Source organism: Paenibacillus sp. 1001270B_150601_E10, assembly GCF_015558675.1.
Classification (GTDB): Bacteria; Bacillota; Bacilli; order Paenibacillales; family Paenibacillaceae; genus Paenibacillus_B.
In genome coordinates this window covers 35,580-56,081 of record NZ_JADMOL010000014.1, presented here as the reverse complement: position 1 = coordinate 56,081, position 20,502 = coordinate 35,580, and the positions used below count along the sequence as shown (strand labels likewise).

Annotated in this window: 15 protein-coding genes and 1 riboswitch; of the genes, 3 read left to right on the top strand and 12 right to left on the bottom strand. The window is 49.1% G+C overall.

Annotation, left to right across the window (positions count from 1 at the left end):
* Positions 1-243: 243 nt before the first annotated feature.
* The 7 genes from I2H74_RS21400 to I2H74_RS21370 all read right to left on the bottom strand — a co-directional run bounded on the left by I2H74_RS21400 (position 244) and on the right by I2H74_RS21370 (position 11,382).
* Positions 244-3,021 (bottom strand): transglutaminase-like domain-containing protein, encoded by a 2,778-nt coding sequence (locus I2H74_RS21400; protein WP_195576280.1) that lies wholly within the window; start codon positions 3,019-3,021, stop codon positions 244-246.
* Positions 2,999-4,249 (bottom strand): DUF58 domain-containing protein, encoded by a 1,251-nt coding sequence (locus I2H74_RS21395; protein WP_195576279.1) that lies wholly within the window; start codon positions 4,247-4,249, stop codon positions 2,999-3,001. The genes I2H74_RS21400 and I2H74_RS21395 overlap by 23 nt, the downstream gene beginning before the upstream one ends.
* Positions 4,246-5,484 (bottom strand): AAA family ATPase, encoded by a 1,239-nt coding sequence (locus I2H74_RS21390; protein ID WP_195576278.1) that lies wholly within the window; start codon positions 5,482-5,484, stop codon positions 4,246-4,248. The genes I2H74_RS21395 and I2H74_RS21390 overlap by 4 nt, the downstream gene beginning before the upstream one ends.
* Before the next feature lie 372 nt (positions 5,485-5,856).
* Positions 5,857-7,026, bottom strand: a complete 1,170-nt coding sequence (locus I2H74_RS21385) for a KamA family radical SAM protein (RefSeq protein WP_195576277.1) — start codon at positions 7,024-7,026, stop codon at positions 5,857-5,859.
* A 157-nt stretch (positions 7,027-7,183) separates the two neighbouring features.
* Positions 7,184-7,320: riboswitch (cyclic di-AMP (ydaO/yuaA leader) on the bottom strand.
* 82 nt (positions 7,321-7,402) lie between these two features.
* Positions 7,403-8,641: a polysaccharide deacetylase gene (locus I2H74_RS21380; protein ID WP_195576276.1), complete on the bottom strand. Its 1,239-nt coding sequence runs from the start codon at positions 8,639-8,641 to the stop codon at positions 7,403-7,405.
* A 397-nt stretch (positions 8,642-9,038) separates the two neighbouring features.
* Positions 9,039-9,809 carry a response regulator transcription factor gene (locus I2H74_RS21375; RefSeq protein ID WP_195576275.1) on the bottom strand — a complete coding sequence of 257 codons (771 nt, stop codon included), beginning with the start codon at positions 9,807-9,809 and terminating at the stop codon, positions 9,039-9,041.
* Positions 9,787-11,382 (bottom strand): histidine kinase, encoded by a 1,596-nt coding sequence (locus tag I2H74_RS21370; protein WP_229106921.1) that lies wholly within the window; start codon positions 11,380-11,382, stop codon positions 9,787-9,789. The genes I2H74_RS21375 and I2H74_RS21370 overlap by 23 nt, the downstream gene beginning before the upstream one ends.
* A 277-nt stretch (positions 11,383-11,659) precedes the next feature.
* Here I2H74_RS21370 and I2H74_RS21365 point away from each other — a divergent pair, with 277 nt between their 5' ends.
* Positions 11,660-13,456: a flavocytochrome c gene (locus I2H74_RS21365; RefSeq protein ID WP_195576273.1), complete on the top strand. Its 1,797-nt coding sequence runs from the start codon at positions 11,660-11,662 to the stop codon at positions 13,454-13,456.
* 226 nt (positions 13,457-13,682) lie between these two features.
* Complete coding sequence (locus I2H74_RS21360; RefSeq protein WP_195576272.1) at positions 13,683-14,603, top strand: DUF4261 domain-containing protein; 921 nt, start codon at positions 13,683-13,685, stop codon at positions 14,601-14,603.
* Positions 14,604-14,728: 125 nt separating this feature from the next.
* Here I2H74_RS21360 and I2H74_RS21355 read toward each other — a convergent pair whose 3' ends face one another.
* The 5 genes from I2H74_RS21355 to I2H74_RS21335 all read right to left on the bottom strand — a co-directional run bounded on the left by I2H74_RS21355 (position 14,729) and on the right by I2H74_RS21335 (position 19,105).
* Complete coding sequence (locus I2H74_RS21355; protein ID WP_195576271.1) at positions 14,729-15,457, bottom strand: N-acetylmuramoyl-L-alanine amidase; 729 nt, start codon at positions 15,455-15,457, stop codon at positions 14,729-14,731.
* A 232-nt stretch (positions 15,458-15,689) separates the two neighbouring features.
* Positions 15,690-16,160: a thioredoxin-dependent thiol peroxidase gene (gene bcp, locus I2H74_RS21350; protein ID WP_195576270.1), complete on the bottom strand. Its 471-nt coding sequence runs from the start codon at positions 16,158-16,160 to the stop codon at positions 15,690-15,692.
* A 164-nt stretch (positions 16,161-16,324) separates the two neighbouring features.
* Positions 16,325-17,110, bottom strand: a complete 786-nt coding sequence (locus I2H74_RS21345; RefSeq protein ID WP_195576269.1) for an ABC transporter permease — start codon at positions 17,108-17,110, stop codon at positions 16,325-16,327.
* A gap of 5 nt (positions 17,111-17,115) precedes the next feature.
* Positions 17,116-17,910 (bottom strand): ABC transporter permease, encoded by a 795-nt coding sequence (locus tag I2H74_RS21340; protein WP_195576268.1) that lies wholly within the window; start codon positions 17,908-17,910, stop codon positions 17,116-17,118.
* Positions 17,903-19,105, bottom strand: a complete 1,203-nt coding sequence (locus tag I2H74_RS21335) for an ABC transporter ATP-binding protein (RefSeq protein WP_195576267.1) — start codon at positions 19,103-19,105, stop codon at positions 17,903-17,905. The genes I2H74_RS21340 and I2H74_RS21335 overlap by 8 nt, the downstream gene beginning before the upstream one ends.
* 277 nt (positions 19,106-19,382) lie before the next feature.
* Between I2H74_RS21335 and I2H74_RS21330 the strand changes: the two genes are divergently transcribed.
* Entirely contained in the window at positions 19,383-20,408 is a 1,026-nt protein-coding gene (locus tag I2H74_RS21330) for an LCP family protein (RefSeq protein ID WP_229106920.1), read from the top strand.
* The last annotated feature ends 94 nt before the right edge of the window (positions 20,409-20,502 follow it).

Below are 20,502 nucleotides of genomic sequence, written 5' to 3'. Positions count from 1 at the left end.
TAAGCATAAGGAGACTAGAATACAAAATAAAACGCTCATACTTCTTAACCGCCCTCCCAAGTCTGTTTCACTCTAGCCTCAACTTAAAAAAAGTCCTCATGTGCTTGCATGGCGTGATTAGAATAATAAAGGCAGGTCTCACCAAGCTCCCTCTAACATTATAAGCTCCCCTCCTTATTCTTGAGGGGAGCCTTTTTATCGTGAGCCAGGAACTTGCATGTATTGACGTGCCAACATGAGCCTTTAATGCGAAAGCTTGTGGTCCTTGCTCTTTGCCCAGCTTAACACACGGAGACAGCCGTCCAAGAAACGCTTGCGAACGATGCGATCCCCTTGATGTCTTGCAAAAAGGAGCATCTGGCAGTCCTCCGCAAACTGCTGTAAAGCAAGCGACTGCTCCTTCGTTAGTCCAGCATCAGACAACTGACGCGAGTACTCTTCCAGCGTCATATAGCGAGGCCGCGATCCATATTTGCGCTCAATAAGTCTCCACGCCAACTCTCCCATCTGCTGTACCCGCCCCTGCTCATAGTGATGCTTCTGCGCATGGATGAGGCGGTTCATCCGCCAAAATGGCAGCTTTCGACGTACCCAGCGATGCAAAACGATAATGACGATCATGAGAAGAAGCAAGACGGCTGCTGTAAGCAGAATCAAATGCAAAGGATAGGCTTGAGCCATATTCAGAGATTGCCCTCTAGCCTCTCCTAACCCGATTATTTCGAGAATCTGCTGCCATTCCGAATAGGCTGAAAGCCACTCCCGTTCCTTACTCCATTGGTCAGCCAGCGAAATCGCGTATTCGTAGACACGCGTCCCCGTCTGTTGAAGCTTTTGAATCGTTTCCTGCCCCCATTGTCTTAACATGGTTGTCATCCCTCCATTTTTCGAAAGAGGATGGACGTTCAGCTCCTCTAGCTTCCTTGCTTCAACTTCTTGCTTAGGCGCTTCACTTGAAGACGGCTGAACCACATCTGCCCCTTCCAGCAGCTGTTGCTGCCCGCCTTTCTCATTCAGGATGCCGCTGGCTTCTGATGAAGCTCCCTCAGCCGATTGGGATAAAGACCGTGTGGAACCTACACCAGAAGCAGGTGTCGCCTCAAATGGAATCCACCCCATGCTGGGCTCATAGACCTCCACCCAAGCATGAGCATCGGATGCGCGAATCGTATATTGGCCGGGAGCGCTGCTCTCGCCTGGCGCGAATCCTTTGACCCAGCGCGTCGGAATACCTTGCGTTCTTAACATGACCGCCATCGCGGTGGAGAAGTGAACGCAATAGCCCTGCTTCTGCTCAAACAAGAACGCATCGACAAAGTCTGCTTCCGCTCTAGGCACTCGCGTCTCGACCTTCGTATAAGCATAGTTCTGCTGCAGGAAAGCCTGTATCGCGGATGCTTTATCTAAGGTTGATGCTGCATTCGCCGTAATGTCCTTTGTCAGTGTCCTAACCCGATCTGGAAGCGAGTCTGGCAAAGCCGTATAGGTCTGCAAGAGCTCCTTGGGAACGGCCAAATTGCGTGTAGAAGCCTCACCGGCATCACCATTTGATGGTAGACTCTTCCCATTCCAAGTTCTCGTTTGATACGAGTAAGTGAATGTATCATCATCCCCTGCATACAATGGGTTCTCTGCTAGACGGTAACGTTCATATGCTGCCTCGTATTTCAACCGTAACGAATCTGGCAGCTCCTCATTGTCTTCCCAGTCCGTCAAACGTTCGGGTCTGCCTCCAAAAGCAAGCGGAAATTGCCCGTCATAACGGGGAATCGCGATCGATTGCGTGAATGGAGATGACCAGCCCTGTAACTGCTCGTCCTCACCACTTTGTTCATTCTTTGTAAGCAACGATCCCGCGGCATGGACCCACTCTGCAGGCTGCTCCGGCGAGGCCCAGCCTTTACCCGTATAATCACTCTTTACTTCCAGCTTCCAATACGTAGGCTCTGGGGATACAGCCGTAAACAAAATACGATGATCCTCCGCCAGCGGAGCTCCAAGCTGTTCATCATTCTCTCCGTATCCCGTCTTGCCGATTGTGGCGGATTGCTTCGCAAGCTCGGCCTGCGGCTGCTGAAAAGCCAGCGCTTGTTCGATAGTGCTGCTCGAAGAGCGGGAAGGTGCTGCGCCGGTTAGACGCTCCTCGATCCATGCGTTCATCTCAGGCCAAGTTCGCGGCTTCTCCCAGCTGTACAGCTGATTCCAGCCTGCAAACAGCACAATAATGGCAGCACTCGTTCCGATTGTTAACAGCCACCAGCGAGTCGGCCAAGCCCTCTGCGCAAGATGATCATCCTGCTCACTTACCGATAACATACGAACCCAAGCCACCAATGCAGCGCTCCACGCTACAGCTCGAACAAGGCCTATAGAGGTATCAATGCCTATTGCCGCCTGCAAGAAAAGCAGGTAAATCCCCGTTGCTGCACAAAAGAGCAGCACACTGTGATTCGCAAGCATTAAAGACTGGACCAGCGATGCAAGCACCATCACTACAGCGAGCAGCAGGAATGTACGGACTTCCCCGCTTGCAAGCAGCCACTCTCCCTCCGTTATTCCCTGAATAACATGACGGAGGTCCTGCTCGACAGCAAGCACGAATCGAGAGCTTCCTTGAAGCAGAATCTCAAGATTCGTGTGAAGAAAGGATATTACTCCGAGCCTCTCCGGCCAATCTACAGCCACATTGCCAAACACCCAAATCGTCATAAACAAGACGACACCAAGCTTTAAGCCATTTCTCCAAAAGGCCGATTGGACCCATACGCCGATCAAGAGGCTGCTCAAGATCGTAAGAGACAATGGATAGAGCTGTTGAAGATCAGTATATCCTTGGAGCTCGGCCAAAGGATGCAGCCACTCGGTAAACAAGCCAAACAAGAGCAGACTGCAGCCAAGTCGCTTCCACACTGCAAGATGACTCTCTATAAAAGCCTGTTTGTTTTCGATGGCTGAACGGGGCTTCAACTGCACGAGCGTTCTTTTATTTTCTTTACGCTTAGATTCCAGATGAAGGGACATTCGGTCTACCTCCTTGCTTGCTCATGACGCTTCCTTTCGTCTTGATCTTCCGCATCAATGCCTGATCAGGCTGTGAAGGCGAGACAGGGGCAATGGTCCTCCAGTCTTTTATTCTTACCTCATGCAGCCAACCTGGCAGATCATTGATGTGCCAAGCTTTATTTCTACTGCTGAGTACCGTAACTTCACTGCCCTTTACTTGTGGGGCAAGACCCAAGCCTTTCCCATGCGAGCAAGAGCCCTTTTCCAAAGCCTCCGCCTGAAGCTTCTGTTCACTGGACTCACTAAAAAGAACAATGCGCTCGGCAATTTCCTGCTGCCCTTGACTGAGCACCTCCGAGCTTACAAATAGAAGCCGTACTGCACGTTCTGCTCTCCATGCCAAGCAGCATTCGTAGGCTGCTCGATCAAGCAATTGTTCCAGTTGCTCCGCATCTTTCCCATTTACAATGGACAAATCATCGAGGACGAAGGTGGATTCAGGCTGCTCTTCTATGCTTCTTGCTCGTACGGCCAGCTCGCGATGCTTGGCATAATAGCGCCAGTGAATACTGCGATGGGAATCTCCCAGTTGATAGGGACGCAGCTCACTTGATAACAGCCCCGATACGGATCCCCTAGTCTCTGATGGAGATCCGACTGTCGTCACCGACATTCCTTGCTGACTCCACATGGAAGCCTCGTCCCAATAGGCTGTTGAAGGCAGCACATACGCCTGAAGCTTGTCTTTTCCCGTAACGGGCTGAGTGATAGACATCTGAAACCAACCCCACAGGTCTCCAACTGTCATCTCGATGGATTCCAGCGTATATCGCCCTCTTATAGGGAACTCCAGCTCATGTATGCAGGAAGCCTTTCGTTTTAGCCCAGGCCAGCACACTCGAATGCTGCTCGCAATACTGTCTGCGCTCCCCTCGATTCTCCAGCTCTCTTCGAGCCGAATCATGACCGACGAGCCCTTTCTCATCGTCAAGTTCGTTTGCCAGCGAAGCTGTGAATAAAAAGGGCCGTGGTTATCGGCAATGATCTCTCGTGTTGTACGTATTCCCTGAAGCGGCATCATAGCGATCCGAATTCCGTAGCTGGCATATCCTAATGCCAGCCCGCCGATAAAAGCTAGGGCTGCATGGCGCTCCATGCCGCCATATACAAACAAGGAGCTGCCAATTGCCACTGTAAAGACGATTCGAATAAGAAGAGTACTCATGCCTAAACGCTTGACCTTCATCGGAACAGCCCTCTAAACCACGAGCCGCCTTCTTTCGAGCGCCTGCGAGGTGATACCTGATGCTTGGAAGATGTGTCTATATCCGAATCCTGCTTAAGCGATTCCTGCGAATCCCCACCAGGGTTCCGTACAGAAACCTCCCATTCTCCCGTCTCACGAGGAGGCAGCCAAGCTCGAACCGCTTGTGTTTCCGATCCCATTCGCGTACGCGAATATAGGATGTCATGAGGCTTTACTCTCTCCTGTGAAACTCGCGCCTCCTTCGAGAAGCTCGGTACGGAGATCTGATGTACAACCTCTTGAATAACGTCCTCTGCCGTCATATGCTGAGAGGAGCGAAGCACCAATCGGTGAGCAAGCACATGGACGGCAAGCGCTTTGATGTCCTCTGGGATGACATAGCTTCGACCGCTTACTAAAGCCTGTGCCTGAGCGGCTTGCATTAACGCTACTGAGCCCCGAGGACTTACACCAAGCTCGACCTGATCATGGCGTCTAGTTGCTTGTACAAGCTCGGAAATATAGCGGCATAGGACGGCATCGACGTGAATGGAGCGTCTACGCTGAATAAGCAAAGACCACTCTTCCGTCGTCAAGACCGGTCTTTGAATCCGCTCTATCTCTCCTTTCGATTGCTCACGAACAAGCATATCGGCTTCGGCATGAACCTCAGGATAGCCTATGGACAGCTTCATCATGAACCGATCAAGCTCCGCTTCAGGCAATCGGTACGTGCCTTCAAACACAAAGGGATTCTGCGTCGCAATGACCATAAAAGGCTTGGGCAGCGCCCTAGTAACGCCATCCACCGTTACCGAGCGCTCCTCCATCGCCTCCAGCAATGCCGCTTGTGTTCTCGACGAAGCCCGGTTTAATTCGTCAACCAAGACAACGTGAGCCTGCAGGGGGCCCTCGCTATAGCGAAGCTCCCCGGTGGATGGATGCAGAACCATGCTGCCTGTAATATCAGCCGGCATCATATCCGGCGTCATCTGGATGCGGCGAAAAGAGCTGTCCGCAATCTGTGCGAGGCTTCTTGCGAGCAGCGTCTTGCCTACGCCAGGCACATCTTCAAGCAGCAAATGCCCTCCTGCGAGCATCGTCAAGCATGCGAGACGAATCGTCTCCTTTTTCCCAATAACCCGTTGATTCAGCTTATCCTGCATTTGCTCCCAGCCATAGGAAGCAAAAGCAGTCGTCCATCTTTCCATCTTCAAGGCTTGATCTTGTTCCATGTCGTTTTCATAGGCCTCCTTTATTTGAGCGTAATAACGTTTATCTATGAACGGTTCATACGGATGATTTCAGAAGCTCTCCTATCAACCTGGGCCTCTGTCCTTTCCACATGCACCGCGAGTCTTGATCAGACATCTCGCCACTCTACGACTCTATTGATAAAAAGCGAATTAAGCTCTTTCTATCAATCCATTTCAAGCCGTTTCACTTTGCATGTCTTCCAAAAACAGAAAAAGACCCGGAGGTCGATTCCCGCGCGTATCTAGCACGTCACTTGAACCGATCCCCGGGCCGCCCTATGAAATAGTCTCGCCCAAATAAATAGAGAATAAACCTATGAATCCTTCAAACATTGATGAAAATAGATGATTTTAATAGCTTCTTACCTTTTTTCGAGGCAGATCAGGGAGCTCATTCACAGATATAATGTCTGCTCTTCGCTTCTCAGGCTTCTTCCACACCTGCTCACTGCCAATCAGATCATCAAACCACGCTGCCTCTCTCGGGCAGTCCAAAACCATAAACTTGCCGTACTCATTGTCTCTTGACTGGTGATACTTCAGATAAGCTTTGCCTTCTTCTATCGCTAGAATCTCGATCTTGCCAGAGGTATGGCTCATTGCGAGGCGGACACGCTTGCCAAGCCCTGAAGTCATCGATTTGGCTTTTTCTACAATCCGATAGACTTCTTGAAGCGTCAGCACAAACTCTCGATTGCCCGCCACTGGGCGGTTAACGAAGAAGTAATACGGGGTAACACCTGCCCAAGACAGCTTATCAAGCAGCTCGGCCAGCACCTTCGGATCATCATTAATCCCTTTCAACACAGGGGTTTGATTGACAACAATGGCTCCTGCCTGATGGAGCGCATCGAAGCCGCGCTTAGCCTCTCTTGTAATCTCTCGTGGATGATTCACATGGGCCATCACATAGATTCTCTGATCCACGCTTGAATGCTCTCGAATAAGGGAAAGGAGTGCCTCATCTTCATAGATTCGCATCGGATTGAATACTGGAATCTTCGAGCCGAGCCTAATAATTTTGACATGCTTAATGGCACGCAGCCGCTTAAAAATCATTTCCAGCTTCGGTGTTGCCAGAATTAAGCTGTCTCCTCCTGTCAACAGAACATTGTTAATCTCGGGATGCTGCTCAATATAAGTGAGGCCTGGCTCCAAGTCAGTCATCGCTTCCTTCACATCATTGCGGAATAGGCGCTTGCGGAAGCAGTACCGGCAATAGGCTCCACATACCTCGGATACCATAAGAAGTGCTGTCGTCTTGTACTTATGCTGACAGCCTGGGACCGCATAATTGGTGTCCTCGTCAGATGCATCCCATCTTCCATACTCCATTAACTCGCCCTCATTGGGAATCACGAGCTTGCGGATCGGGTCCATCGGATCATTCCAATCAATGAGCTTCAAGTAGTACTCATTGACTCTGAACACAAATTTCTCCGTAATCGCTTTCAGTTTATTGCGATCCTGCTCCGGTATTTCCAAGATCTTGTCGATGTTCGTAATGTACTTAGGCTGCATCCATGTTTCCTCCATTCCTCGTAATAAAATACAAAAAGACCCGACATCAGCAATATAGACCATTGTCTAAATTCCTGATCGATCGGGCCCGCATATAACAATAGAAAAGGACCCGATGCTGCGGGTCCCTTAAACACGATCATGATTCAACATGCAAAGTTCGACCCATCTAGAGCTGACGAGGTTAGCTGACGGGCTCGGGAAAGATGGTTCCCTACACACTAAAGTGATGCGCCCCAAGGAAATGGTTCCCCCGCTTCCCGAAGTCTATCGGGAACTAAGCTTTCTTCCATTTTAATACAATATAATTAAACAGTCAATGAAAGTTGCAACGTAATAAACAACTTGGAATCCTTGTATTCATACGCGCGATAGCTCAAGCTTCCTGCATAGGAATAAGCTCATATTGAACCAATGACAGCTTTGAAGCCTCAAGTGCCTGCCGAAGGGGCACATATACCTGCTGCTTATACTCTACACTTTTCCATGGAAGGGTAGCTGTCGTGCCATCATCGTTATAAAGGACGGACTTGCCTGCTGCCGCATCTATCCCCCACTTTGCTCCTGCAATCTGAATGATAACTTGGTGCTTGCTCTCATCATAGCTTACGGAGCCATCCAGCTTCTCCACTAACATGCGTACAGGCACATAGGTCGTGCCACCCACTATACGGTATTGATCTGGTGCAAAGCGCACTTCTCCACGATTAGTCCATATGTTGAGCTGCTTCGCGACCTCTGGCTTTCCTGTAACCTGTACAGATGCAACATGGCTTGCGATCCATGCCTTGGATACAGGCGTGCGATGCCAGCGATCTCGGCTCGCGAGACGAAATTGAATAGGTTCAATCTCTGGCGTCAGCACCTCGAAGCTATATCCCTTATTCTTATAATATTGAATAATTTCAGGCAGTGCCTTTACGGTCTCTCCATGACCGACTCCATCATGCATCAGCACGACGACCGAGGAGCTAAGCGCGCCTGACTTCACACCCTGAACAATCTCACGCGCCGGCACGCCGACCCGCTTCGAATCATTGCTGTCCACGTTCCAGTCATGCACGATATACCCCGCTTGCTTCAGCAGATCGAAATACTGCTGGTCAAAATTCAAATACGTCCCACCTGGAGCCCGTACAAGCTGAGGCTCGTAGCCGATAGCCTTCTTAATCGCTTGTCCCGACTCGCGAATCTGAGACCAGAAGTTGCGGAAATCCCGATACAAATCCGAGTATTGATGATCATAAGAATGATTGCCAATCGCATGTCCTTCATCTACGATTCGCTTCGTAAGCTCAGGATATTGCTTCACCTGCTTGCCAAGCACAAAGAAGGTTCCCTTTACCTTCTCCTTCTCTAAAATATCCAGCACGGCCTTCGTATGCGTGCTTGGGCCATCATCAAAGGTCAAATAGACCTTTTTCACCGTTTTCCCTGCGAGCGCTTCTACCTCGTGAGGCGGCTTAAGCTGACCCGCTGCGGCATGCGCAGTTGAACCTAGCTTGCCTTGCATCGGAATCATCGCAGCCATAAGCACAGCGAATACGCCTACGAATATGCCTAGCACCCATCCTGGGAGCATATGCCTCATATGAAGGCGATCAAGATCTGTCATCGCAATAAACCTCCTTGTCATTCGATCATGTTACCGAAGCGCATATGGTCGTAATGATTGAGAGTCTCGCTTCCAACATGACATTCCATCATAGATTCATGCTGCCTTTCTCTTATCTTTCGCCGCCCAGTGAAGCAATACCTCTATAGGGACGAAGCTCATAGAGTTCTTCCACTCATACAGGCATACGTAAAAATTGTACAAAGAATCTTTCGTAAATATTACATATCTTTTTATAAAAATAATCAGGAGCTCTCGCATTTTAATAGAAGGCTAGTTGTACACCGGGAACAAGGAGGAGTTTAATTTTTATAATGTTATCTTTATGCTTTGACCAAAAAGCATTAACTCACAAGCTACAGCTACCTCACTATATGCCCTACTCCTATGAACGGCTTCACTGATGCTTTTTATACTCCAGCGGACTTGAGCCCACTCTATTTTTAAATACCCGGCTAAAATAATATTGGCTTTTGTACCCTACCTTGACTGCCAAATCCCCAATCTTGATGTTGAAGTTGATATCGTCTAAGATTTCCTTGGCCTTTGCGATTCTTAGCTCTGTCACATAATCCAAAAAGGATTGCCCGATCTCCTGCTTCATCCGCTTGCTTAGATAGGTCGGATTAATATGAAACATCGAAGCCACCCGACCTATGGACATCTCGGGGTCTTGGTAGTGATCATCAATATACTCCGTTACCTTATGAACGAGGACTGTCCCATCCCCTGTATAGCTGGACTCCCCCTCCTTCACCAATTCTCTGTTGGTATGCAGATCATCAGGATATTTCACCTGTAAGTGCTCATCCAAGCGCTCAAGAAGCTTATTGAGATCGCTCTTGGGCACTGGCTTTAGCACATAGTCGAATGCCTGCAGCTGAACCGCCTGACGTGCATATTCGAAATTATCATAGCCGCTGATAATGACAACGACGACCGACGGATGCCGCTCTTTCATGAGACTGATCATATCCAGTCCATTCATATTCGGCATGTTGATATCTACCAGACAAACATGAGGAGGGGCATTCTCCAGCTGCTCCAATGCTTCATTGGCACTTTTAGCTTCTCCTATCACCTCAAATGGATAAGGGCTTTCCTCGATAAATTGTCTTAGGCCTTTACGAATGATCTTCTCATCATCAACGATTACGATCTTCCACATCCCCATTCCACTCCCCTTCCAACGGAATTGCGATGATCATCCTCGTGATGCCATCACTGCTGCTTACGGATAGCCCATATGCTTCGCCATAGGCTAGACGAATCCGATGATTGACACTATACAGGCCAAAGCCTGTTGCGGAGCTATCGTACTTATCCTCAATCAGCGCTTGATTGATCTGTTCAAGCTTATCTGCTGGAATCATAGCCCCATCGTTCTCTACTCGAATGACTGCCTGCCGCTCTTCCTTCTGAGCAGAAATAGAAATGGTGCACTTTTGATCCCCTAATGGCTTAATCCCATGATAAATCGCATTCTCCACAAGCGGCTGCAGCATAAAACGAATAACCTTGTGCTCAAGCAGATCCTCTTCACAGTGGAGCTCATAATCGAGAATCTCCTCATAGCGTACACATTGGATATGAAGGTAGCTCTCCACATGATAAAGCTCCTGCTCAAGGGAGATGTATGGACTTCCTGCACCTAAGCCAAGCCGGAAATAGGTGCTTAACGCCTCTACCATTTCCACGACATTGTCCGCGCCGTAATCCCTTGCCATCCACTGAATCGTATCTAGCGTATTGTATAAAAAGTGAGGCTTAATCTGCTCGTGAACAAGCCTAAGCTCAATCTCCTTCTTCTCCTGCTCAGAACGATACATCTGAACGAGCATTTCGTTGAAGCTGCGGCCAAGATCTCCGATCTCATCCGTGCGTGATTCATCGGCACGAACATTTTTGTCGCCGCTCTGCACATTTTTCATTACTCGCCGCAGGGATTGGATTGGCCGGATAACGGAAGACGCAAGCAGCATGAACAAGACAATAAATACGCCGCCTATCAGGATGCCTACCAAGAGCGCTGTTCGCTGCGTCTTCACGACCGCAAGCGACAATTCCGAATTCGGCACCTCCAGCACCAGCTTCCAGCCGTGCACGCTATCAATAGGAGCCTCAAACGTGCTGATCCCCTCGTTCCGAGAGGCTTGTTGTGTCATTGGCTCACTCGGTGATTCGCTCGATAAAGCCCGACAATCAATAAGGAGCTGGCCTGAGCGATCATAGAGAGAGATATCATGCGCAATCTCCTTCACCTTCTCGATCGATACCGCAGCCGCAATATACACAACCTCGTCATCCACAGCGGGACTGACCTTATATAAAATAACGACGATCTCCACCCCATTTGCCTTGGAAAAGATCGGATTGCTGACCACATAGGAAGCCTTTGTATCCATCATGCGCTGATAATAAGGACGATTGAGAATGGAGAAGGGCTGATCTTTCTCGGACCAGGAATGAGCCTGTGCGTCAACAACGCGGATGGACTCATACTCCTCACCCTTTTTCGCTTCTAATTTGCGAATTTCTTGTAGCAGCTCATCTCTCGACCACTTATGATCCGATGCGAGAGACGCAAGCATATCAATCTCGCCTATGCGCTGAGTAAACCAATCATTGATCTGGTCGCTTCTTGCGTTCACCACCTGCTGGGTTAAGCTTTTGTTCAAAGGAACGACAGTGTAGTTCATTTCCATGTATATCGCGACAAGCAGTGCCAGAAACAGCAGCATGAAGCAGCCTCCCGCGTATATCGCTGTCTTACTTTGTATGGATTTCATTGCTCATCTAAGCCTCCATCAACCTCGCCACTTTTTTTTCATGAAGCCCGGAAAAGATAAAAAAAGACTGGAATGTGCAAATACATCTGGCTTCATCAATCCTATAATGGTCTTGTGCATATTTTCACATGAAGCCCCTATTCATGTCTAGGCCTTTCGTGAAGGATTTGCTTAGCAAATCTTTCACAGGCTTATGTTATCCATTAAGTTTAAAGGAGATCTGGGAGAAATGATGCGTAATCACACAAAAAAGCTCTTATCCATTCTGTTGGTCTTGAGCCTCATGTTCACCATGGCGGCCTGCGGCGGCAAAGATGCAGCCACCACTGACGCTAGCGGCACGAAGGTCGTAGAAGGCCTTGGTCAAGGGAAGCACGGGGATATCAAAGTCGAGGTATCCTTCGCGGACAACAAGATCGCAGACATTAAAGTTGTGGAGCAAAAAGAAAATGAAGTGCTCGCTGAGCCGGTATATACGCAGCTAAAGCAGGATGTCATGACAGCGAACAGCGCAGATGTCGATGCGATTAGCGGTTCTACAGTAACAAGTAAAGGCTATCTGGAAGCGATTCAGGATGCCATCACGAAGTCCGGCCTCACACTGGCTGCAGCTGGCGCAGCTTCAAGCACGGATAAAAACAAGGAAGAGGCTGAGCAAACCTACGACGTTGTCGTCATCGGTGCTGGCGGTGCTGGATTCAGTGCAGCGATTGAAGCCAAGAAAGCAGGAGCAAGCGTTGTTCTACTGGAGAAAATGCCAACTGTAGGCGGCAACACACTCATCTCCGGCGGTGAGATGAATGCTCCTAACAACTGGGTTCAACGTGCTCTCGGCATTACTGACGATACAGCGGATCTCTTCTATGAAGACACGATGAAGGGCGGAGACAATATTGGCTCTCCGGAGATGGTTCGCATCTTGGCTGACAACGCACTCGCTTCTGCAGAATGGCTGCGTGATGAGATCAAGGTAGAATTCCTTCCTGACCATCTGTTCCAATTTGGCGGACACTCTAGAAAGCGTGCCTTGATTCCTGTCGGTCATACGGGTGCTGAATTGATCACGAAGCTCAAAGCCAAGACAGATGCTGATCAAATCACGATCAAGACCAACATGAAGGCAGACTCGCTCATTACCAACGAGCAAGGAAAAGTAACAGGCGTTACCGCTACAGCTGGTTCTGGCGACAAGATTACCTTCCATGCGAACAAGGGTGTCGTAATCGCTTCTGGCGGTTTTGGTTCCAATGTCGAAATGCGTAAAAAATATAATCCAGAGTTGGATGAAAAATATATGTCCACCGATACACCGGGATCTACAGGCGACGGCATCGTCATGGCTGAGACCATCGGTGCAAAGCTGACCAACATGGAGAATATTCAAACTTACCCAATCTGCAACCCAGAAACTGGGGTTATCTCCCTGGTGGCTGACTCTCGCTTTGACGGAGCGATCCTCGTTAACCAAGAAGGAAAACGCTTCGTGGAAGAGCTGGAGCGCCGTGACGTCATCTCGAAAGGCATCCTTGCTCAACCTGGCGGTTACACGTATCAATTGTGGAACCAAGAAATTGCAGATATCGGCAAGACCATCGAAGTGCACAAGGATGAATATGATCAATTGGTGAAGCAAGGCTTGCTCTATAAGGCTGACACACTTGAGGATGCTGCGAATTTCTTCAAAATCGATGTGGAAGCATTGAAAGCTACGGTTAAAAAAGTAAATGAGTATGCGAAAACAGGCGATGACCTTGATTTCCATCATCGTGCTGGTCTGAAATCCCTTGAAAAAGGTCCTTACTACATTCAAAAGGCCGTACCATCCGTTCACCATACAATGGGTGGCTTAGTCATCGATGAGAAGACTCGCGTCCTCAATGAAAAAGGTGAAGTGATTCCAGGCTTGTACGCAGCCGGTGAGGTAACAGGGGTTATCCATGGCGCTAACCGTCTAGGCGGTAACGCGATTGCCGATATCTTTACTTTCGGCCGCATTGCAGGCCAACAAGTAGCAGCTTCGAATTAATTTCAAAGCAGGTCATAAACATCACTGAAAGCAATGAAATGAACCTATTAGGGCTGCATTATGAAATAAAAGTTTGAGAGATCGAGTCATGGAGCACTTTGCTCTAGGCTCGATCTTTTTTATGTAGAGTAGAACCGCCCTTCAAGATCCCTTATAATAAACCTATAATTTCCATGCCATTCTATTATGTAATACTCATTCATAGGAACAAGAGAGGAGCATTCAAATGACGCATACTGAAGAGGAATTGGACGAGTCCTCCTATGGATTTGCTAGAGTTTATTCTGTTGAATTGAAATACAAGCAGCCGCCTAAGCTGGATCTGAAGCTGCTCTATGAGCGTATGGAGCAATACACAGGGCATACGGAGCGTCCCGATCAGGAAGCACCTGAAAGTGCAAGACTCGCCGTGTGGGAAGCGAATGAGGAAAGCAAAGAGCAGATGCTGCACTTCTTTCATCTCAATTATATGCTGCAGTATCAAGAAGGAGAGATGCCGGCACAAACGAGCCTCATGAAGGTCGAGAGCCGCCCAATCGAGGAGTATCGAACAGCGATTGAGCAAGCATGGCATTGGCAGGAAGCTGCGCAAACCGTCAGTGCATGCAGCCATTCCCTGCTGCTTGTGGATATGATGGCATCCGGACTCACTCCTCAAGTGCGCTTGCAGCTGTTCACAAATGCTCTGAAGGCTGTACTGGAAGCTGCGCCTTGCGATGCAATCTATTTCCGACAAAGCGACAAGCTCGTAGAGCCGAATGCTTACTTGGCAGCGATTGAGGAAGGTGCTCTGCTATACGGCGCAATGAATGTGCGCTTCTACAATGTCGAGCGTCCAGAAGGTAGCCGTTCAGAAGGCCTGATGGATACTCTTGGACTCGCAGCGCTTGGCATTCCAGATATTCAGTGTCACTTTTATGAGCTAGACCCGTCTGAAGTGGCCGACAACCTCGGCAATATCGCTTATTATGTGTTCAACCAGGGAGATATTATCGCAGATGGCGAAACGATCGGCTTCACCGAAGACATGCGCTGGCGCTGTGAGCATCAATATGCACTGGCGGCACCGCAGCGTGTTGTCATTGATCTTGATCCAGGCGAGCCGTATTATGCAGGAAGACAAAGCGACATGGTCCCGCAGGATTAGTGGATGAATGGTAAATAGTCAAAAAGGGTGAGGCACATGTGCCTCACCCTTTTCATCTTAAAATGTCAAACTAGCTGTATAGAGCCCTGACCCATAGTAAGCACCCCTGACTCTAGATCAATCATCTAAGGCGTCCGGATATCGACTCGCTTCAGATCCTGATTCCAGTTGACGGTTGCTCCTAACGCCTCCGCGACAGCCCTCACCGGTGCATAAGTCGTTCCATTCATATTGATGCCTGGCGAGACGAACTGACCATTAACGGCAATGGTCACCGCATTCGGATCAACGGGCTTCTTCTGAAGGCCCAACACCGTTGCTACACCGGCAACATGGCCGCTAACAATAGCCACGATTACATCGGGATTGTTAAGCTTCGCCGCATCTGAGGCGACATCAACGAACAGGTTCTCCGTAAGAAGAGCCGGCATGCTCGTTTCACGCAGCACATGGAAATTGGCCTTTTTCTGACCACGGTCCTGAACGGCAAAGGGCTTGAGTCGTGTTATAATCTCACTATGCACCGCCTGCTGCAGGTCCGCCGTAGTCTTATTCGATGTGCCGATATACGTATAGGATTCGAAGCCTCCTGCGCCTCCGCCTGAGTTGCAATGAATCGAGATGAATAGGTCTGCATTCGCCTTATTCGCCATATCTGTACGGGCCTGAAGCTCAATGAATACATCAGTCGATCTTGTCAATAGACTGGTGACACCTTCATACTCGGCCATCAATCGGCGTGAAGCTTCTAAAGCAATGCGAAGCACGATGTCCTTTTCCTGGAGTCCGTTCCCTACCGCGCCTGAATCAGTCCCTCCATGTCCTGGATCCCACATCACGACTTTAGCTGCCATCGTATACACCACCCTATTCAATCTTTGAATGTATACCATTATCAACAAAATCTATCTATTGATAAAGTATGCCAGGCTATGGCGTTGTAACAGTGCGGCTGTCCTCTTTGAAAGGCCCGTTCTGTATAATAGCAGCTAACGCGATGTAAGCAGGGGAAATGTTGAATGAGTACAAATCATAATCCTTCACCACTTGAGAGTACTCCTCGTATCTTAAAAGGCGCGCAGTCCATTATTCGCCTTTCACTGCGGCAAGAACCTCGTCTGTATGTCCCTTAACCTTTACGCTACGCCATGCATGAGCAAGCATTCCTTGCTCATCGATGAGGAAGGTAGAGCGAACGATGCCGTAGAATTCACGTCCATACATCTTCTTCAGCTGCCATACGCCGAACAGGTCGGCAACCTCATGTTCGGTATCCGACAGCAGTGTAAATGGAAGCTCGTGCTTCACAATAAACTTGCCATGTCGCTTCAAATCATCAGGACTGATGCCGAGCACGACCGTGTTATGCTTCGCAAAGTCCCCATGATAATCTCTAAAGTCACAAGCCTCCTGTGTGCAACCAGGCGTCATATCTTTTGGATAAAAGTAAATCACGACCTTCTGCCCGCGGAACTGACTTAAGCTTACCTGCTCCCCATTCGAGCCTGGCAATGTAAAGTCAGGCACTGCTTGTCCAACTTCAACTTGCTGTGTCATTACTATGCACCTCTAGTCTTTATTGAATGTCATGATCAATGCCAATTACATGCGTGAATACACGACCTCTATGATTCGTCGTGTATAGACGAAATGAGTAATCCTCTTCCTGTCGCACTGCAAGGACAAATATTCCTGCAATTGCTGCTGTGTGACACGTCCGCTTAAGAGCCTGCGCCACGATACCTTTTTACCCCAATATTCCACAACGTAATCCCGATAAAGAAGGTAATCAGACCAACGAGCGGCGTCAGAAGCGCCATCTGCTGCATACCCTTCCCTTCCATAAAATAAGCAGCAGGTACTATTCCTACAAAGGCAAACGGAAGAATCCAGGTCAACAGCACTTGAATAAATCGATTGTAGATCGTCATCGGGTAGCGGCCGTAGCTTTGGATATTCCACACTAAGGGCAGAATGCCCGTTGGCGCATCCGAATAGAACGAGATGGACGTTAGCGCCGTATAGATGCCGAAGTAAATCAGCACGGAGCCTGCAACAAGAACCAGCATCACCATCATGTCCACTACATGTATGCTTAGACCTAGATTGATTCCCGTCACCATCATGAGAAGCGCTCCAACGAAGGAACCAATGAGAGACGGCGGATCCACATTTTCAAGCAGCACCTGAAACAGGCTGTGCGCAGGGCGTGTCAGCACACGGTCCATCTCGCCCTTCACGATATATCTCTCGCTAAAGTTCCATAAGTTGAAGAAGCAGCTGAAGATGCCATATGGAATCATAAAATAGCCATATACAAATACCATTTCATCTCTCGTCCAGCCTGCAAGCGTTGGCGTATGCATAAAGACGACGAAGATAAAAATCAGATTCGTTGCTTGAAACAACAGATCAGAAAGCACCTCAACCCAAAAATCGGCTCGGTACGTCAGACGGGTCTTCGCGTAATTTTTCAAATATTCAGATACTAGTCCAGCATAGTACATTCCCGTTACCCTCCTTGCACAAAGAGCCGCAGCCTCGCCTTGCGCCACAGCCACACGATCGGAATCGATAAGACGACGAGCCAGATCAGCTGAACGCCAAGCACGCCCAGTATCTCATCCTGAGGCACGCGTCCTGTAAAGACGGAGCTCGGCAGATACGTAATGGCCTGAAACGGCAGCCATTCATTAAGCGTAATCAGCCAGCCGGGAAAGAACGAGATCGGAACGATAACGCCTGAGAATAAATCGACAACCACTCGCTTCATGCGCATCATGCCTTCGTTATTTTCCACGAAGAAGGCACTGAGGCCTGTAATGATATTGATCTGGGTATTAATCAAAAAGCTCATGAAGAGCATCCATGCGAAGATCAGCCACAGCCTCGGCTCTGTTGGCAGCTGTACCGGAAATAGAATACAGGCGATAACAAGGCCTGGTGTCATGAAAAGCAGAAGGCGAAAACAGCCTTCACCAAGCCCCTGCATCATTTTGACCATAATATAGTTGTAAGGCCGAATGAATTGAATGGCGACGCTGCCGTCGCGAATTTCATTTGCGATCTCACGATCCAGGTTGTTAAAGTAAAAGGCTCGCGCCATCCATGATACCGCAATGTATGTCGTCATCTGATCCGCTGTAAAGCCCGCGAGCGTCCCTTGGCCCCCATAGATGGCCTGCCACGTAAAGTAGTACACGCCGATATTCAGCGTATAGATCAGAATGCCGGAGTAATAATTGACGCGATAGGCGAGCATCGTCAAAAAGCGGATTCGAATCAGCTCCAAATACGCGCTATTCATCGGACTTCCCCTCCGACTTCTCTCTTCCGCCGCTTACGGCAGCCAGTTCCCTAGCGTCCTCCTCTGCTTGCCGCTTCTCTTGAATATGCTTCTCATTCTGTGCAGGAGCACTTTCATGAAGCTGTCCGCCTCGGCTATGCGCACTGGAATTCTGCTCCACTTCCGCACTCTTCTGAAGCATTTCGATCGCAGGCGCGCTTGCCGAACCCGTCTTGTAGATCTCACGGACAATGTCATCGGTATTAGTCTCATGAATGCTCAAATCCGAGATCGCTGCTTGGCCAACAATCAAGCCAATCACATCCGAGACATTAAGCTCATTTGGCACATAGACGCTGGCTTCCATCCGAGATGCTGCCTCCCAAGTAACAGGAAGGCCTGCTGTTAATTGATGCAGCGCATGGAGCTCCATTGGCTTTGCGAATTGCAAGCGAACCTCGCGCCCCTTGCCCCAAGTGGATTTAAGCGTATCGAGGCCACCGTCATAGATAATATTGCCATCATCGAGCATTATCACTCGGGAACAGAGCGCTTCAATATCCTGCAGGTCATGCGTTGTCAGCAGAATCGTCGTCCCATATTCTCGGTTCATATGAAGCAGAAACTCGCGAATCTCCGTTTTGACGACAATATCAAGACCGATCGTAGGCTCGTCCAAGAATACGACCTCCGGCTGGTGCAGCAGCGCCGCTACCAGCTCGCAGCGCATGCGCTGTCCAAGGCTTAGCTTCCTTACCGGGCGATTCAAGAGCTCCTGCAGGCTCAGCCGCTCTACCAGCTCATTCAGGCGGCGGTTAAAGTCCTGCTCGGGAACACGGTATACCTTTCGCAGGAGACGAAAGGATTCGATAACTCCGATATCCCACCACAGCTGGCTTCGCTGTCCAAATACAACACCAATATGCTTAACAAAGGCTTCCCGTTCCTGATGCGGAACATAGCCTTGGACCTTCAATGAACCGGCTGTCGGTACGAGGATTCCCGTAAGCATCTTAATGGTGGTTGATTTCCCCGCGCCATTCTCTCCGATATACCCGCAGATTTCCCCCTGAGGAATCGTAAAGGAAATATCCTTTACAGCCATGACTTCATTATATTCACGCTTGAACAAGTCCTTAAAAGCACCCTTCAAGCCTTCACGGTTCTGCTGCACGCGGAACGTCTTGCGCAGCTTCTCTACCTCTATTGCGTTCATCTGGATGTTAACCCCCTTTTCATCCGTCCATTCCAAATGTCAGCTAAACGGACCGCCTTCCATTATACTATAAGTTTCTCCCCCGTTGAGCGGCGTATGAGCATCAAGTTTACGTTTCGTTGATAAGCCCAGATGAACAACATATAATGAATAGAGGCAAGCCTAAGATGAATCAGACCGCTTGTCCGTTGCTTGTATTCTCGTCGATGAACGCATCGGATCTGCAACCTAGACCTACTTCTTCGTCTCCGACTGCAGAAAGGATGGATCGATCTTCATGAAGTGGATACGTAAGAAATGGAAAATGATACTGCTATCCCTCGTGCTGCTTCTTGTCATTGGTACGGGGTCTTATGCCTGGTGGCTGTATGACAGCTTGAACAACTTAAGCAAGCCGCCTGAAACGACAAAGCTTACGCCCCATAATCCCGATTCGACCCATAGGGAAGAACCACCTCCCCCCAAGTGGGAAGGACAAGAAAGGGTTAATATCCTGCTTCTTGGCGCAGACGCGCGCGGCTTCAGCGAGAATGAAATTCCGCGTACCGACTCGATCATGCTTGCTTCCATTGATCCATTGACCAAAACCGCACACCTGATGTCGATCATGCGGGATACGATTGTGGACATTCCTGATGAAGGACAGCATCGAGCCAATACCGCTTTGCAGAAGGGCGGACCCAATCTTGCGATGAAGACCTTCAGCGAGTGGACGGGACTTGATATTCAGTACTATATGTACACGGACTTCCGAGGCTTTATCGCGCTTATCGATGCGATGGGAGGCGTGGAGATTGACGTTGAAAAGGATATGACTTATACAAGCAAGGCGGACAATCACGAATACGATATTCATCTCAAAAAAGGCTTGCAGGTTCTAGATGGCGACAAAGCGCTCCAATATGTTCGCTTCCGCTATGATGCCCTGTCCGACTTTGCGCGCACAGAGCGTCAGCGAAAGCTTCTCGGTGCGGTTGCCGACAAGATGAAGACAGCCTGGTCTCTTATCCAGCTGCCCCATCTCATCAATAAGATGGCGCCTTACATAGAAACGAATCTGACCCCTGAGGACATGATTAAGCTCGGCATGCTTGGCTTGGACGTGAAGATTGGCAAGAGCCAGCAATTGCCCCCGAATGATCTGCTTCAGGAAATGAGAGTCAACAATGAAGCGGTGCTTGGCGTAAGCGATAAAGATGCCCTCCGCAGCTTCGTTAAAGATTATCTGGAAGGCAAACAGGATCAGGCAGAGGAGACAACGAACGATAGCCAGGATCCTCAAAGCTCATCCAGCACACCCTAATGATGTGAGGACCGCGATTCAAACACTTACCACCTATTATCACGCGACTAGGCGCCATCTTCGTAACTGCAGCCTAATCGCGTGAATGATTGAT